The 14,765-nt window shown below is 60.7% G+C and carries 16 protein-coding genes; 1 reads left to right on the plus strand and 15 read right to left on the minus strand.

The genetic code is table 11. The features are described 5' to 3' along the window. Positions 1-116 precede the first annotated feature (116 nt). The 9 genes from QUE41_RS10895 to apbC are packed head-to-tail and all read right to left on the minus strand — an operon-like array spanning position 117 to position 7,062. Positions 117-878: a TatD family hydrolase gene (locus QUE41_RS10895; RefSeq protein ID WP_286339074.1), complete on the minus strand. Its 762-nt coding sequence runs from the start codon at positions 876-878 to the stop codon at positions 117-119. Positions 879-920: 42 nt separating this feature from the next. Further along, entirely contained in the window at positions 921-1,247 is a 327-nt protein-coding gene (locus QUE41_RS10900) for a PilZ domain-containing protein (protein WP_286339075.1), read from the minus strand. 42 nt (positions 1,248-1,289) lie between these two features. Further along, positions 1,290-2,186, minus strand: a complete 897-nt coding sequence (holB, locus tag QUE41_RS10905) for a DNA polymerase III subunit delta' (protein ID WP_286339076.1) — start codon at positions 2,184-2,186, stop codon at positions 1,290-1,292. Further along, positions 2,183-2,809, minus strand: coding sequence for a dTMP kinase (gene tmk, locus QUE41_RS10910; protein WP_286339077.1), 627 nt, complete (start codon positions 2,807-2,809; stop codon positions 2,183-2,185). The genes holB and tmk overlap by 4 nt, the downstream gene beginning before the upstream one ends. Then, the gene (mltG, locus tag QUE41_RS10915; RefSeq protein ID WP_286339078.1) at positions 2,806-3,816 is read right to left on the minus strand and encodes an endolytic transglycosylase MltG; all 1,011 of its coding nucleotides are present in this window, start codon (positions 3,814-3,816) and stop codon (positions 2,806-2,808) included. The genes tmk and mltG overlap by 4 nt, the downstream gene beginning before the upstream one ends. Further along, complete coding sequence (gene pabC, locus QUE41_RS10920) at positions 3,813-4,622, minus strand: aminodeoxychorismate lyase (protein WP_286339079.1); 810 nt, start codon at positions 4,620-4,622, stop codon at positions 3,813-3,815. Before pabC ends, mltG begins: the two co-directional genes overlap by 4 nt. Beyond that, on the minus strand, positions 4,622-5,206 hold the full coding sequence (dcd, locus tag QUE41_RS10925) for a dCTP deaminase (protein ID WP_286339080.1): 585 nt from the start codon (positions 5,204-5,206) through the stop codon (positions 4,622-4,624). Before dcd ends, pabC begins: the two co-directional genes overlap by 1 nt. A gap of 51 nt (positions 5,207-5,257) precedes the next feature. Then, positions 5,258-5,899: a uridine kinase gene (udk, locus tag QUE41_RS10930; protein WP_286339081.1), complete on the minus strand. Its 642-nt coding sequence runs from the start codon at positions 5,897-5,899 to the stop codon at positions 5,258-5,260. Between the two features lie 50 nt (positions 5,900-5,949). Further along, on the minus strand, positions 5,950-7,062 hold the full coding sequence (gene apbC, locus QUE41_RS10935; RefSeq protein WP_286339082.1) for an iron-sulfur cluster carrier protein ApbC: 1,113 nt from the start codon (positions 7,060-7,062) through the stop codon (positions 5,950-5,952). A 158-nt stretch (positions 7,063-7,220) separates the two neighbouring features. Between apbC and metG the strand changes: the two genes are divergently transcribed. After that, the gene (metG, locus tag QUE41_RS10940; RefSeq protein WP_286339083.1) at positions 7,221-9,278 is read left to right on the plus strand and encodes a methionine--tRNA ligase; all 2,058 of its coding nucleotides are present in this window, start codon (positions 7,221-7,223) and stop codon (positions 9,276-9,278) included. Positions 9,279-9,347: 69 nt separating this feature from the next. On the opposite strand, the gene QUE41_RS10945 is transcribed toward metG, so the two are convergent. From QUE41_RS10945 to ihfB, 6 genes are all read right to left on the minus strand, one after another. Beyond that, positions 9,348-10,910: a long-chain-fatty-acid--CoA ligase gene (locus tag QUE41_RS10945; protein ID WP_286339084.1), complete on the minus strand. Its 1,563-nt coding sequence runs from the start codon at positions 10,908-10,910 to the stop codon at positions 9,348-9,350. Positions 10,911-10,969: 59 nt separating this feature from the next. Beyond that, positions 10,970-11,824 (minus strand): beta-keto acid cleavage family enzyme, encoded by an 855-nt coding sequence (locus tag QUE41_RS10950; protein WP_286339085.1) that lies wholly within the window; start codon positions 11,822-11,824, stop codon positions 10,970-10,972. 141 nt (positions 11,825-11,965) lie between these two features. Then, entirely contained in the window at positions 11,966-12,661 is a 696-nt protein-coding gene (gene pyrF / locus QUE41_RS10955; protein ID WP_286339086.1) for an orotidine-5'-phosphate decarboxylase, read from the minus strand. Between the two features lie 72 nt (positions 12,662-12,733). Further along, positions 12,734-13,891, minus strand: a complete 1,158-nt coding sequence (lapB, locus tag QUE41_RS10960; RefSeq protein ID WP_286339087.1) for a lipopolysaccharide assembly protein LapB — start codon at positions 13,889-13,891, stop codon at positions 12,734-12,736. Next, positions 13,884-14,171, minus strand: a complete 288-nt coding sequence (locus QUE41_RS10965; RefSeq protein WP_286339088.1) for a LapA family protein — start codon at positions 14,169-14,171, stop codon at positions 13,884-13,886. The genes lapB and QUE41_RS10965 overlap by 8 nt, the downstream gene beginning before the upstream one ends. A gap of 258 nt (positions 14,172-14,429) precedes the next feature. Beyond that, entirely contained in the window at positions 14,430-14,720 is a 291-nt protein-coding gene (ihfB, locus tag QUE41_RS10970; protein WP_028108420.1) for an integration host factor subunit beta, read from the minus strand. Positions 14,721-14,765: the final 45 nt, after the last annotated feature.

The following is a 14,765-nucleotide window of genomic DNA, read 5'->3' on the forward strand; positions in this document are numbered from 1 at the left end:
CCTGGGGCTGCCTTTGGGGCTTAATGCCAGCGACGCCTATGGGCGTTAATCCCAGTCGCTGAATACAACAAAGCCCAGTGGCGCATGGCAACTGGGCTTTGGTTTATCCGACGCGCTTATCGTTGAAACAGCTTGCGATAGTTCTCTGCCGTTTGACGGCACAGCTCCTCGTAGGAGCAGTGCTTCAGGTCGGCCACATACTGGGCCACCTCTTTCACGTAAGCGGGCTGGTTCTGTTTGCCCCGGTAGGGAACCGGCGCCAGATAGGGGGAGTCGGTCTCCACCAGCAGTCTGTCCATGGGCAGCTTACGCACCACATCCCTGAGCATATCCGCATTGCGGAAAGTGACGATGCCGGAGATGGAGATTAGCAGTCCCATGTCCAGGGCCGCCCTGGCCATCTCCCAGTTTTCGGTGAAGCAGTGCAGCACCCCAGTCACCCCCTGCCCTTCGCGCAGGACACCAAGGGTGTCCTCCCTGGCATCCCGGGTGTGGACGATCACCGGCTTGCTCAGTTCCCGGGCCACTTCGATGTGCTCGGCAAAGGCACGCTGCTGGTCGGCGATGTTGTCTTTGCTGTAGTAGTAATCCAGGCCGGTTTCACCTATGGCCACCACCCGGGCGTCCTGAGCGTGCTGCCTGAGCCAGGCCTGATCAAACCCCTCTTTGATGTCCAGGGGGTGAACGCCACAGGAGAACACCACCTCCTCGAAGGGCTCGGCGGCCTTTCGCATGGGCTCATAGCCTTTCTGGGATACGGACACACAAAGCATCTCCTTGACGCCCGCTTCTCTGGCTCGCTCCACTACGGGTCTGAGCAATTCAGAACTGGCGTCTTCCGCCAGGCGATCAAGGTGACAATGGGAATCGATAAGCACAACTTCACTCCGGAAAATTTCGAAGCGGCAGAGCTTAAGTGGTTAGAGGGTCCAGGTCAATTGGCCACTGGCCAACTGATCGGCCAACAGCTGCTCGATGCGCTCCCGGTGTGGTTCGTCGCCTTCGGCAAAGGCGACGCCTACGCCCCGAGGACGTTGACTGTCCGCCTGGGGATTGGACCACACCACCTGACCCACCACCCTCTTGGTCTCACTCTCTCCGGGCAAGGTGTAGAGCAGCTCCACCCTCTGCCCCAACTCGGTAAGTTGTTCACAGGGAATGAAGAGGCCACCGGACTTGAGGAAGGCCATATAGGCCAGATGCAGCTCATTGAGAGAGTGAAAGCTGTGGGTCAGTCTGGTGGTCATTGAATCTCCATCTGGCAAGGGTGAAAGCCGGGTTCCCTCAAACTAGTGGCGCACCAACAATTGCTGAAACACCGCCACTGCGTTCAGCCCGGGCTGGGTTTCAAACCTTTGGTGCAGCTCTGCCACCTCTCGCGCCAGCACCTGGTAACGCGCCAGCGAGGCCACATAGGCGTGAGGATCGGCTACAAGATCAATATAGAGCAACTTCAATGCCTGCGCCGCCTGGGCATCATCCAGGCCAAAAAGCACAGGGTCGAGGACGCCGGTGTCCAGGCTTCTTTGCCAGGCCTGGCGCCAGGATTCTATGGTCTCAAGTTGCCCAGCCTCCAGGGCCTCGGCCAGCTTAAGCGGCCCGCCGAACAAACGCAGCAGGCCATCCAGCTGCTGAGGCGCCACCCGCCCCTCCCCTAACCATTGCAGCGATTGCTGTCGGGAGGGCGAGGCCACCAGCAGGCGCTGACAGCGACTGACGATGGTGGCCGGCAGACGATTCGGGGCATCACTGACCAGCAGCAGATGCACCCCGGGCGCCGGCTCCTCCAGAGTCTTGAGCAGGGCATTGGCGGCGGCGGTGTTCATGGCGTCGGCCTGGTGAATCACCACCACCCGACGACCACCCTGGTGAGCGGTGGCTTCAAGGGCGTGGATCAGCTCGCGGATCTGTTCCACCTTGATCACCCTGGGATCGGGCTGGATCACCAGGCGGTCCGGGTGATTGTCGGCGGCCAGCAGCTGACAGCCGCGACACAGGCCACAACCTGTGCCTTGCTCGCACAAAAGCGAGTCCGCCAAAGCGTTGGCCAGTTCGGTTTTGCCTATGCCTGGGGCGCCGCAAATCAGCCAGCCATGACTGAATCGTCCGCTGGCCAGGCTCTGCTGCCAAAGCTGCCAGCTTCGTTCGAGCCAGGGCATGGCGCTTAAGGCCACAGGCAGGGTCACAGCAGCGCCTCCGCCAGGGCGTCCTCGATGTCCTGTTGTACCTTTTCCATGGACTGGGAGGCATCGATGGTTCGAATGCTGGCATCGGCGGCGGCGTGGCTCAGATAGCTTTGACGGGCGCGCTCGAAGAAGTCCAGGCTCTCCAGCTCGATTCGGTCCAGTTCGCCCCGGCCCCGGGCCCGCTCCAGTCCCACCTTGGGATCGATGTCCAGATACAGGGTCAGGTGCGGCTTAAAGCCGCCCAGGGTGATCTCAGAAAGGCCTTCCACCTCCTTGGTCAGGCCACGACCGGCCCCCTGATAGGCCAGGGAGGAGAGGTTATGACGATCGCCGATAACCCAGCAGCCACGCGCCAGCGCAGGCTTAATCACCGTCTCCACCAGCTGTGCACGGCAGGCGTAGACCATCAGCAGTTCGGTCATGTTGGCCATGGGCTCCTCGCGCGGGCGCTTCCAGATCTCGCGGATCTCTTCCGCCAGTGGCGTGCCGCCAGGTTCTCGGGTGTTGACCCTCTCCTGTCCGGCGAAGTGGCGCTCAAACCAAGCGTTGACCCGTTCAATGGCGGAGCTCTTTCCCGCCCCTTCCAGGCCTTCGATGACGATGAATTTTCCAGTCTGACTCATGATCTCTTTCTGATGTATTTATTAACGGCCCTGTTGTGTTCCTTCAGGGTCCGGGAAAAATGGTGGCTGCCGTCGCCCTTGGAGACAAAGTAGTAATATTTGCTCTGAGCCGGCTGGCAGGCGGCTTGCAACGCTTCACGTCCCACCAGGGAGATGGGGGTCGGCGGCAAACCTCGAATGCGATAGGTGTTATAGGGGGTTCTCTCCAGCAGGTCCGCTTTGGTGATGTTGCCATCGAAGCGCTCCCCCATGCCGTAGATCACCGTGGGGTCTGTCTGCAGACGCATACCCCGATTCAGGCGGTTGATGAACACCGAGCCGATCAGCGGACGCTCCTCTGCCAGGGCGGTCTCCTTCTCGATGATGGAGGCCAGGATCACCATCTGGTAATCAGTCTCCAGGGGCAGCCCCTCCTGACACTGGCTCCAGGCCTGCTCTATCTCGCGCCGCATCCGGCTGGCGGAACGACGCACCAGGGCTTCGGCGGAATCCCCGGCATGAAACTGATAGGTGTCCGGGAACAGCATCCCCTCGGGATTGGCACCATCGAACTCGATGGCGGCCAGCAATCCCTCCATCCCCTGGGCAGGCTGGGTCAGTTTGGGGTGACCGAACACCCGGGCCAGGGCCTGCTTCAGGGTTTCCCCCTCAACCAGGGTCAGACGGAACGCCATCTGCCTGCCGTCCATCAACAGCTGCAGCGCCTCCCGGACGCTCATCTGGGGTTCCAGCTCGTAGGTGCCCGCCTTGATGTTGGCCAGGCTGGGCTCCATGCGCACCGCCAACTTGATCCAGAAGGAGGTGGGGATCCACCCCGCTTCAGACCAGAGGTTGGCCACTCGCACAGTAGAGGCCCCCACCGGCAGTTGCCACTCGGTGGCCTCGGCCAGATTCAGGGGAGCCGCCATCTCTTTGTCCAGGCGATGAACCATGTAGGCCGCGGCAATCACCGCCGCCAGGGCCAGACTGGCCAGGGACAGCGCCAGGCCAATCATCCATTTTCTCATTGTGCCAACGCCTCCTGCAGGCTCCTGATGTCGGCAGAGACGACTAATGCACGTCCCGCCAGTTCAGTGATGGGCACCAGTCCCATCAACGAATTGCTGATAAAGGCCGCCTCCGCCTGTGCCAAATCTGACCGGGTCAGATCCCGCAGCTCAATCTGCCAACCCAGTTCGGGAGCCAGCCGCAGTATCTGCTGGCGCATGACGCCGGCCACGCCGCCCCGGTGCAGAGACGGCGTCACCAGCACCCTGCCCTGACACAAAAACAGGTTGGCCGCACTGGTCTCCAGAACTCTGCCCTGAGGGTCCAAGGCCAGAAGCTCATCACAGGAGCTGGCGTCCACCTCGGCTCGATGCAGCACCTGCTCGGTGCGGCCCAGGGTTTTCAGCCCCGCCAGGGCGGGCTGGTTGCCCAGGATGAAGTCGGCGACGCCAACACGAATCCCCTGCTGCTGCCAGTGAAGATAGTGTACCGGATAGGGATGGAGGGAGAGGATCACCCGGGGAGGCTGATGCAGGGACGCCGCATAGCCTCTGCCCTGCTCACCCCGGGTAAACAGCAGTTTGGCCACCTTCAGCCCCTGCAGGCCTGAGGTCGCCTGGGCCAGGGTGGCCTCCACCTGGTGCCAATCGGGCTGAGCCATCATCAGCCTGCTGCACGCCTGACTCAAACGTTGACGGTGCAACGGCCACAGCTCTATGTCGCCTTCACGCACCAGCATGGTGGTGAAGTGGCCGTCCGCCAGGTTCAAGCCCCGGTCAGACAGACCCAGAGACTGGCTGGGGACACCGTCAATCCAGCTACTCATCAGCCATCCTGGGTGATGCGACTGGCCACCGCACCCTGCTGGTCGCGGTACTTGGCATTGCTGCGCTTGTTGTACGGCCGGGCACACTCCATCGCCAGCTTCTCGAAGTTCAGGGCACCGATGGTCATTCCCGGGCGCAGGGCCAGGGGCAGTTTGCCACTGTTGTAGAACTCCAGAACAATCTGACCGGACCAGCCGGGATCGATCCGATGGGCGGTTACGTGCACCATCAAGCCCAGGCGAGCCAGGGAGGAGCGGCCATCCAGCCAACCCACAATGTCCGCCGGCAGAGTCAGGGACTCGAAGGTGGCCCCCAGGGCAAGCTCACCAGGGTGCAGATAGAAGGCATCGCCATCGGCAATGGCAATCTCATCGCTCATGACGCTGTTGAGCGCCTTCTGTACCTCATCCCGGGGACCGGAGAGGTCGATGGAGGCGGCGGTGTGATCCTGGAAGACCCGGAAACGGTCTCCCAGAGTAACGTCAACGCTGACGCCGGAAATTCGGTCCTGGGAGGGCCGGGGATCAATGCTGATCTGGCCCTTGTCCAGGTGCTGTTCAATCTCGATATCGGTAAGACGCATGTTCTCTATCCCTAAAACCTTTGGGTACAAGTCGATTGTTTTATTATTGTTTTAGTCGCTGGCCAGCTGACGAATTTTGGCTTTCAGGAAGTCGATGGCGATGCGGTTCTTGCCCCCGCGCGGCACGATCAGGTCGGCGTGCTGCTTGGACGGCTCAATGAACTGCAAAAACATCGGACGCACCGTCTGCTTATACTGCTCCAGAACGGAATCCATGGTCCGGCCACGCTCCTCCACGTCACGACGCAGACGGCGCAGCAGACAGATGTCCAGCGGAGTATCCATAAAGATGGAGGCGTGCATCTGTTCGCGAAGCTTGGGATCGGTCAGCAGCAAGATACCTTCGATGATGATCACCCGCTTCGGCGTCACCTTGGTGGTCTGGGGCATGCGGGTGTGTTCCACGTAGCTGTAGACCGGCACCTCGCAGGATTCACCGGCACGCAGTTGCTCCAGGTGCTGACACAGCAGCTCATGGTCCAGGGCGCTGGGGTGATCGTAGTTGGTCTTAACCCGCTCCTCCATGGACAGGTGACCCTGGTCCTTGTAGTAGCAATCCTCGGTGATCATCGCGATCTGATCTGTGCCCATATCCTGGCGCAGATCGTCACAGATGGTTCGAGCGATCAAGCTCTTACCCGAGGCTGACGCACCGGCGATGCCGATGATGACGCATTGTTGTTGGTTAGCCATGACTTGTACTTCAAATTAACGTTAATAGAAACGGGTGACGGCAGGCGGACCTACTCGTCGCAAATCTCAATCTCCAGCCCGGTGGGCACGGACAGATTCACCAGGGCGGCGGCGCTCTTGCGGGCGATGCTCTTGTACTGAGCGGTCAGCTCCCCTTCTGGGTCTGCCACAACCGTCGGGTTGCCACTGTCGACCGCCTCGCGGATCGCCACGTTCAGCGGCAAGTCGCCCAGCAAAGGCACATTATAGCGCTCTGCGGTGGCCTGACCGCCGCCGGAGCCAAACGGGTGCTCCTTGCTGCCGCACTGGGAGCAGATGTGGTAGCTCATGTTCTCCACAATCCCCAGCACAGGGATGTTCACCTTGTTGAACATGGTGATCCCCTTACGGGCATCGGCGGTGGCGATGTCCTGTGGGGTGGTCACCACCACGGCGCCGGCCACCGGCACCTGCTGAGACAGGGTCAGTTGAATGTCACCCGTGCCTGGGGGCATGTCGATCACCAGGTAATCCAGTTCCGGCCAGTTGGTCTCGTTCAGCAGTTGCACCAAGGCGCCAGCGGCCATAGGGCCACGCCACACGGTGGCCTGATCTTCGGTCACCATAAAGCCGATGGACATGGCGGCCATGCCGTGGGCAATGGCCGGCTCCATGGTTTTACCGTCGGTGCTCACCGGCTGGAACTCTTTCACGCCCAGCATGATCGGCACGGAGGGCCCGTGAATGTCCGCATCCAGAACCCCCACCCGGGCCCCTTCGGCCGCCAGGGCCAGGGCCAGGTTGATGGCGGTGGTGGACTTACCCACGCCGCCTTTACCTGAGGAGACAGCGATGATGTTCTTCACGCCCTTCACCTGCTCTGCCTGACCGGCGGCGGTGATGGTGGGCACCTGCAGGCCAATTTCGCACTCCACCTCTTCGATGGCGTCCAGCTTGGCCAGGGCATTGGTCAGGCCCATTACGCGCTGGCGGTACTTGCTCTGACAGGGATAGGGGTAGACCAGCCCCAGCTTCAGGCAGCTGCCGTCGATGTCCAGGCTGCGAACGATGCCGGCCTCGACCAGGTTTTGCTGAAGATAGGGGTCTTGCTGTTGGGAAAGGATCTCAAGGACTTGCCCGGAAAGGGCTTCCGGTAGCTTATCTTGGATGGGATTTGGGCTCACGCTCAGGCTCCGTCATAGAGATATTTCGCCAAGTGTACCAGAACTCTGAACATTCGCATGCGCATAATGCGTTCAACGGCGCCCCGTATGGGTGAAAATGCGTCTCCTATCAGTTAAACTTGCCCGAATTCCGTAATCCATTGCACGCAAGAGATAAAATGGCATCTCCACAAAGAAAGATCCTGGTAACCAGCGCCCTACCCTACGCCAACGGTCCCATCCATCTTGGCCACATGCTGGAATACATCCAAACCGACATCTGGGTACGCTTCCAGAAGCTGCGCGGCCACAACTGCACCTATGTGTGCGCCGATGACGCCCACGGTACCCCCATCATGCTAAAGGCTCAGCAGCTGGGCATGACCCCGGAGGAGATGATCGCCCAGGTATCCGAGGAGCACCAGGCGGACTTTGCCGAGTTCCAGGTAGGCTTTGACAACTACCACTCCACTCACAGCGATGAGAACCGTGAACTGGCGACCCTGATCTACACCCGTCTGAATGACGCCGGCCACATTAAAACCAGCACCATCAGTCAGCTGTTCGATCCGGAAAAGCAGATGTTCCTGCCCGACCGCTTCGTTAAGGGCACCTGCCCCAAGTGCGACAGCGAAGATCAGAACGGCGACAACTGTGACAACTGCGGCGCCACCTACAGCCCCACGGATCTGAAAAACCCCAAGTCCGTGGTCTCCGGTGCCACTCCGGTGCTGAAAGACTCCGAGCACTACTTCTTCGACCTGCCCGCATTCAAAGATATGCTTGAAGCCTGGACCCGCAGCGGCTCCCTGCAGGAGGAGATGGCCAACAAGCTCAACGAATGGTTCGAGCAGGGCCTGCAGCAGTGGGACATCAGCCGCGACAAGCCCTACTTCGGCTTCGAGATCCCCGGCACCAACGGCGAGAAGTTCTTCTACGTCTGGCTGGACGCCCCCATCGGCTACATGGGCTCTTTCAAGAACCTGTGCGATAAGCGCGACGACCTGAACTTCGACGACTACTTCGCCGCCGACTCCGACGCCGAGCTGTACCACTTCATCGGCAAGGACATCATCTACTTCCACAGCCTGTTCTGGCCCGCCATGCTGGACGGTGCCGGTTTCCGCAAGCCCACCAACGTGTTTGCCCACGGCTACGTCACCGTTAACGGTGCCAAGATGTCCAAGTCCCGCGGCACCTTCATCAAGGCGCGCACCTACCTGGATCATCTCAATCCCGAGTACCTGCGCTACTACTACGCCGCCAAGCTCAACAACCGCATCGACGATCTGGACCTGAATCTGGAAGATTTCGCCCAGCGGGTGAACTCCGACGTGGTCGGCAAACTGGTGAACATCGCCTCGCGCACCGCCGGCTTCATCGCCAAGCGCTATGACGGCAAACTGGCGGACGCCATCGATGCCCCAGAGCTGCTGAAAGAGTTCCAGGAAGCCGACACCACCATCGCCCAGTACTATGAGGATCGCGAGTTTGGCCGAGCCATGCGCGAAATCATGGCCCTGGCGGACAAGGCCAATGGCTACATCGCCGACGCCGCCCCCTGGCAGTTGGTGAAACAGGACGGCATGGAGCAAAAAGCCCATGAGGTATGCTCCATGGGCATCCACCTGTTCCGCCTGCTGATGATCTACCTCAAGCCTGTGCTGCCCACCATGGCCGCCGCCGTTGAGGAGTTCCTGGCGTCCGAGCTGACCTGGGAGGGGATCCACACCACCCTGGCCGGTCACGGCATCAACAAGTTCAAGCCACTGATCCAGCGCATCGAGATGGACAAGGTGACCGCCATGGTCGACGCCTCCAAGGAGAACCTGGTGGAAGCCCAGGCCGAGCCCGAAGCCGCTGCCGCCGATGACGGCGCCAACGACGAGCTGGCCAAGGACCCCATCAGCGACACCTGCAGCTTCGACGACTTCATGAAGGTGGACCTGCGGGTGGCCCGCATCGCCAAAGCGGAGCACGTCGAAAAAGCCAAGAAACTGCTGAAGCTGACCCTGGATCTGGGCGGCGAAACCAAGCAGGTGTTCGCTGGCATCAAGTCCGCCTATGCACCGGAAGACCTCGAAGGCCGTCTGACCGTGATGGTGGCCAACCTGGCGCCACGGGAGATGAAGTTCGGTGTGTCTGAAGGCATGGTGCTGGCCGCCGGCCCCGGCAAGGATGAGCTCTACATCCTGTCTCCGGACTCCGGTGCCAAACCCGGTATGCGCATTAAGTAAACCCGGTCATCGCAAATGCGAAAAGCCAGCCCATTTGGGCTGGCTTTTTTGTTGTGGCGTCAAAAAGGCTCAGTTCACCCGTCGACCGTGCCCTTCCCAGTATGGCGCGCGCAGATCCCCCTTGCGCAGCTTGCCGGCGCCGGTCACCGGAAAAGGCTCACTGCGGACCTCCACGCTGCGCGGGCACTTGTAGCTGGCGATTTCCCCCTGACAGAAGGCGATCAGTTCCCCCTCCTCCAGTTGCTGATCCGGTTTAAGGCGAACCAGGGCGTGCACCTGTTCGCCCCACTGGTCGCTGGGGATACCGATCACCACCACCTCGGCCACCGCCGGGTGACGGGACAGGGCGCTCTCCACCTCGGCGGAATAGACGTTCTCGCCACCGGTGACGATCATGTCCTTGACCCTGTCCACCAGGAACAGAAACCCCTCCTCATCCAGATAGCCGGCGTCGCCGGTGTGAATCCAGCCGTCGCACATCACCGTCGCACTCTCTTCGGGCCGGTTCCAGTAGCCCTGCATGGCGTTGCCGCCGCGAACCCGAACCTCACCGACCTGGCCACAGGATACAGGCACACCGGTAGGATCCACCACCTCCAGTTCCACGCAGCTGACCGCCTGACCGGCAGAACGCAGCTTGCCGGCATAGGGCCCGTCGAGGACGTGGTACCGAGCTGGCAGTATGGTGGCCAGAGGTGCCAGCTCCGTCTGGCCATAGGCCTGAATGAAGCCCACCTTGGGGAGCTCGGCCAGAGCCTGACGCAGGGTGCCCTCCGGCATGGGGGATGCCCCATAGACTATGGTGTCCAGGCTCGACAGATCGGCGCCCTGAACCACCCCGGCACCCAGCAGCATGGTGATCATGGTGGGCACCAACAGGGTGTGGGTCACCCGGTGCTCGGCGATGGTGTTCACCAGCGCCTGACAGTCGAAGGCGGGAATGAACACCTGGGTGGCGCTGCAGATGGTGGTGGCGTAGGACATAGCGATGTCGGCCGCGTGAAACATGGGCGCCGCATGCAGATAACGTACCTCGGGACGGGCCAGATCCAACCCCAGAGACGCGGACACGCTGGAGATCCACAGGTTGTGGTGGCTGAGCATCACCCCCTTGGGAAACCCCGTGGTGCCGCCGGTGTAGTAGATCCCCGCCAGGGACTCCCCTCCCCGGCCAGCGTCTTCCATTATCGCCTGCTCATCGAGTCGGTCGGCGTAATCCACCATGGTATCGGGTGTGGGCTTGTCGCCGATGTGAATCACCCGCTCCACCCCGCTGTCGCCGGCGAGAATCGCTTCGGCGGCAGGCAGGAAGGCATCGTCCACCACCAGCACCTTGGCACCGGAGTCCTTCAGGGCAAACAGGTTCTCTTTCACTGTCCAGCGGATGTTCAGCGGCACCAGGACCGCGCCGGACCAGGGGGTCGCAAAGAACTGCTCGTAGTAACGATCGCTGTTCAGCGACAGCACCGCCACGCGGTCGCCCGCTTCGACGCCGCAGGCGCGGAGCAGAGACGCGGCCTTGGCTACCCGCTCTCTGAGCTGTGACCAGCTGTGATGACGGCTGCCGCAGATGGTGGCGGTCTTGTTTGGATAAAGCGCCGCGTTGCGTTTTATCATCTGGGTCAGTTGCATGGATCCCTCCAGGTAACGGATTTACAGGGCGCCAACCGCCTCCCCATCATAGGTTCAGATTAAAGATAGATGGCCCTGGCCTCCTCCGGGCTGGCCACACTACGACCCGCTTGCTCTGCCAGCGTCGCCAGGGCGGCGATCATCTCGCCATTGCCCCTGGCCTTACGGCCGTCAGGCAGATAGAAGCTGTCTTCCAACCCGGTGCGCAGGTGCCCGCCCAGCTCGGCGGTCTTGCGGTGCACCGGCCAGATCTCCTGACGCCCAATCACCGTGCTCTGCCACAGAGTGTCAGGCAGCATGTAACGCTGCAGAAGCGGCAGCAGGTCCGGGTCGGCGGGCATGCCGGAGGCCACCCCCATCACCAGGTTGTAGTTGGGTTTGGCTACCATGCCCACCTGCTGATACATGGCGACACTGCGCACTATGCCCAGGTCGAAACACTCAAACTCGGGACGAATGTGCCAGCGATTGCAGCGGTCGACCATCTCCTCCACTTTGTCGGCAGGGTTGTCGAACAGCATCGGCGGCCAGGCCCAGTTGCCCTCCGAGGTGACCTTGAGGTAGTTGAGGCTGCCGGCGTTGCAGGCGGCAATTTCCGGGCGACAGCGCTCCAGGCAGGCCAGAGGCCCGGACTGATCCCTTCCGACCACGCCAGTGGTGAAGTTGAGCAGCACCCCGGGGCAAGCGTCCCGTATTGCCTCGGCGATCTCCTGAGCCACCTGCGGTTCCCAACTGGGCAGGTGTCCCTTGCCCGGTTGCTGACGGCGAAAATGGATGTGCAGGATGCTGGCACCAGCGTCATAGGCTGACCTGGCTTCAGCCGCCATCTGTGCTGGGGTGACCGGTACCGGGTGGCGGCTGGGGTCGGTGAGCACCCCGGTCAGGGCGCAGGTGATCACGGCCTTGTGGGTCATAAAGCCTCCAGTTCAGTAATTGAACTAACCTACCAAGCAATTGCTTGGTAACACAAGAGTCGTGCTATCGATAACCTCAGATAGAGAAAAGGCGACCGCAATGGGTCGCCTTGGCTCGAAGGGAATCTAGGTTGGCCAGCACTAGAGTGTGGCGTTGATCTCTTTCAGGGCCTGGATGGGGGACTCGGCCTGGGTGATGGGCCGGCCAATCACCAGGTAATCGCTGCCTGCAGCCACCGCTTCGGCCGGGGTCATCACCCGCTTCTGATCGCCCTTGTCACTGCCTGCGGGGCGAATGCCCGGGGTCACCAGCTTAAACTCGCGGCCCAGTTCGGTCTTGAGCAGGGACGCTTCCCGGGCGGAGCACACCACCCCGTCCAGCCCACTGGCCTGAGCCAGCTTGGCCAGGGCCAGCACGTGCGCCTCGGCGCTGCGGGTCACCCCCAGTTCGGCCAGTTCGCTCTCCTCCATGGAGGTCAGCATGGTCACCGCAATAAGCAAAGGCGCCTTATCCCCATAGGATTTAAGCGCCTCGGCGGCAGCTTTCATCATGCGACTGCCGCCCCCGGCGTGCACATTCACCATCCACACCCCCAGCTCGGCGGCGGCGGTTACCGCCTTGGCCACGGTGTTGGGAATGTCGTGAAACTTAAGATCGAGGAAGACATCAAAGCCTTGGTCAATCAGGCTTTTGACAAACTCTGGGCCGAATGAGGTAAACAGCTCTTTGCCCACTTTGAGCCGGCATTGGGAGGCATCCAGTTCAGAGACAAAGCTCAGTGCCGTCTCTGCGTCATTGAAGTCCAGTGCGACCAGCACCTTGGGGTCATTTTGCATGGGTGTCTCCGGTTGTAGGGTGTTATCAGTAGTTCTTGGTTTTGGAAACAGCTGCGCTCTGTGGCGCGTTGTCTATTCTCCGTCGAGGCCGCGGATGCGCTTACCCTCGCCCCAACTCTTGCAGGAGGGGCAATGCCAGTACAGGCTGTGGGAGGGGAAGCCGCAGCGGCGGCACCGATAGATGGGTCTGAGCTTTATCTGGGCTTCCACCAGCTTGGAGAGCATCTCGATGCGCTCCTTGCCGGCGCCGAGATCCGCCTGCTCCATCTGCAGTTTCATCAGGTGATGGAAACCGCGCATGGTGGGCTGGCGCTTAAGCTGCTCCAGAAGCAGCATCTCAGCCTGATCCGGCCCCGAGGTTTCGGCGGTGATGTCCACCAGTTTCAGCAGGGTGCTGACGTTGCCGTCACGCTCCATCACCGAGTGCAGCAGGGTCACGAATTGATCGTCCATCCCCAGCTGATGGAAGATCGCTTCGGCGTCATCCAGGACTTCAGGCAGCATGTCCGGCGCCGCCGCCACCAACTGGTTCACCAGCTTTGCCGCCCCGGCATTGTCTTTGCCCTCAAGGGCGCGAATCTTCTCCACCATGGCGCGGACGCAGTGACTGTCGGTAGACAGCGCCTTATCCAGCAGCTTCATGCTCTCGGTGGGATCCTTGGCCTGATGGGCCAACTCACAGTAGTAGTGGGCCACCACCGGCTTGAGCTCCTTGCGGCTCACCCGGCCAAACTTTCGGGCCACCTTGATCGCCTTCCACCACTCCTTGGTAGCCTGGTAGATGGAGAGCAGTTGTCGCTCGGCATCCTGGCTGTGATCAGGCTCTTTCACCAGCTTGAGGAACAGGTCTTCGGCACGGTCGTACAGACCGGCCGCCAGGTAATCCTTACCCAGCTCCATCATCGCCGCGTCTCTCTGCTCAGTGGTCAGGTGAGGCCGGGCGATCAGGTTCTGATGGATGCGAATGGAGCGGTCAACCTCGCCCCGCTTACGGAACAGGTTACCCAGGGAGAGGTGGGTCTCGAAGGTCTCTTCGTCCACCTGAAGCAATTCGATAAAGAGATCGACCGCCTTGTCCGGCTGATCGGACAGCAGGTAGTTCAGGCCGTCGTAGTAATTCTTGGAGAGAGCACGGCTGCGCTTGCGCTCGGTCTGACCGGCGCTGCGCTGGCCCATGTACCAGCCGTAGGCGGCGGCGATGGGCAAAAGAAGGAAAAACAGCTCAAGCATTGGTGTCGTTGGACTCGAGCTCGGCTAACCGCTTCTCCAATTGCTGGTTTCGGGCAAGGATTCGTCTCAACTTGAACCTTTGACCCAGCATCAATGCCATGGTGATCAGCCAGCTGATCACAAAACCACTGAAGAAGGTCACCGCCAATACCATGGGCAGCGAGAACTCACCGCGGGCAATAAAGTAGTTCAGGGTGATCAACTCATCGTTGCGGGCACCAAAGGCCATGGCAACAATGAAGAAGACAGCAATCAGTGCCGTGATAAGCAGGGCTTTCACTGTAGCTCCTCATGAGCATCAGACAGGGAGTAAGATTATCTTATAAAAAGAAAATCATGGCTAGGGCGTGGTGTGGAGAATTTGCCGGGAGTGACCTCAGCCAATCAACGAACTGGACGGCAGACGAGGCAAATCGTCGCCCGGTAGAAACGATGCGAACACCCGACCTCACGCCGACGCCTCAGGCCAGATTGCCATCGGCCCAGGTTAACAGGCCCAGATACTAAAAAGCCTCCGCAATGCGGAGGCTTTATTCAATCAACCCTGAAGGCTTTGGTTGACGCGTTCGCGCAACTCTTTGCCCGGTTTGAAATGAGGTACGTATTTGCCAGTCAGCTCAACGGCATCCCCGGTCTTGGGGTTACGGCCAACCCGAGGAGCCCGATAGTGAAGCGAAAAGCTACCGAAGCCGCGGATCTCAATGCGATCCCCCTGCTCCAGCGTGGTTGCCATCTGCTCCAGCATCTCTTTTATTGCACCTTCCACTTCCTTACCGGACAGGTGCGACTGTTTACTGGCCAATCTCTCGATAAGTTCGGACTTGGTCATCCTCGCTCTCCTAAAAGCCAATACCAGTCGCCTTTATGGGGAACC

It is taken from the genome of Ferrimonas sp. YFM (genome assembly GCF_030296015.1).
GTDB lineage: Bacteria > Pseudomonadota > Gammaproteobacteria > Enterobacterales > Shewanellaceae > Ferrimonas.

Excerpts from the sequence above, each read along its gene's own strand:
- QUE41_RS10900 (WP_286339075.1), bottom strand. The coding sequence starts at position 1,247 with ATGACCACCAGACTGACCCACAGCTTTCACTCTCTCAATGAGCTGCAT.
- tmk (WP_286339077.1), bottom strand. The coding sequence starts at position 2,809 with ATGAGTCAGACTGGAAAATTCATCGTCATCGAAGGCCTGGAAGGGGCG.
- mltG (WP_286339078.1), bottom strand. The coding sequence starts at position 3,816 with ATGAGAAAATGGATGATTGGCCTGGCGCTGTCCCTGGCCAGTCTGGCC.
- pabC (WP_286339079.1), bottom strand. The coding sequence starts at position 4,622 with ATGAGTAGCTGGATTGACGGTGTCCCCAGCCAGTCTCTGGGTCTGTCT.
- dcd (WP_286339080.1), bottom strand. The coding sequence starts at position 5,206 with ATGCGTCTTACCGATATCGAGATTGAACAGCACCTGGACAAGGGCCAG.
- udk (WP_286339081.1), bottom strand. The coding sequence starts at position 5,899 with ATGGCTAACCAACAACAATGCGTCATCATCGGCATCGCCGGTGCGTCA.
- metG (WP_286339083.1), top strand. The coding sequence starts at position 7,221 with ATGGCATCTCCACAAAGAAAGATCCTGGTAACCAGCGCCCTACCCTAC.
- QUE41_RS10945 (WP_286339084.1), bottom strand. The coding sequence starts at position 10,910 with ATGCAACTGACCCAGATGATAAAACGCAACGCGGCGCTTTATCCAAAC.
- QUE41_RS10950 (WP_286339085.1), bottom strand. The coding sequence starts at position 11,824 with ATGACCCACAAGGCCGTGATCACCTGCGCCCTGACCGGGGTGCTCACC.
- pyrF (WP_286339086.1), bottom strand. The coding sequence starts at position 12,661 with ATGCAAAATGACCCCAAGGTGCTGGTCGCACTGGACTTCAATGACGCA.
- lapB (WP_286339087.1), bottom strand. The coding sequence starts at position 13,891 with ATGCTTGAGCTGTTTTTCCTTCTTTTGCCCATCGCCGCCGCCTACGGC.
- ihfB (WP_028108420.1), bottom strand. The coding sequence starts at position 14,720 with ATGACCAAGTCCGAACTTATCGAGAGATTGGCCAGTAAACAGTCGCAC.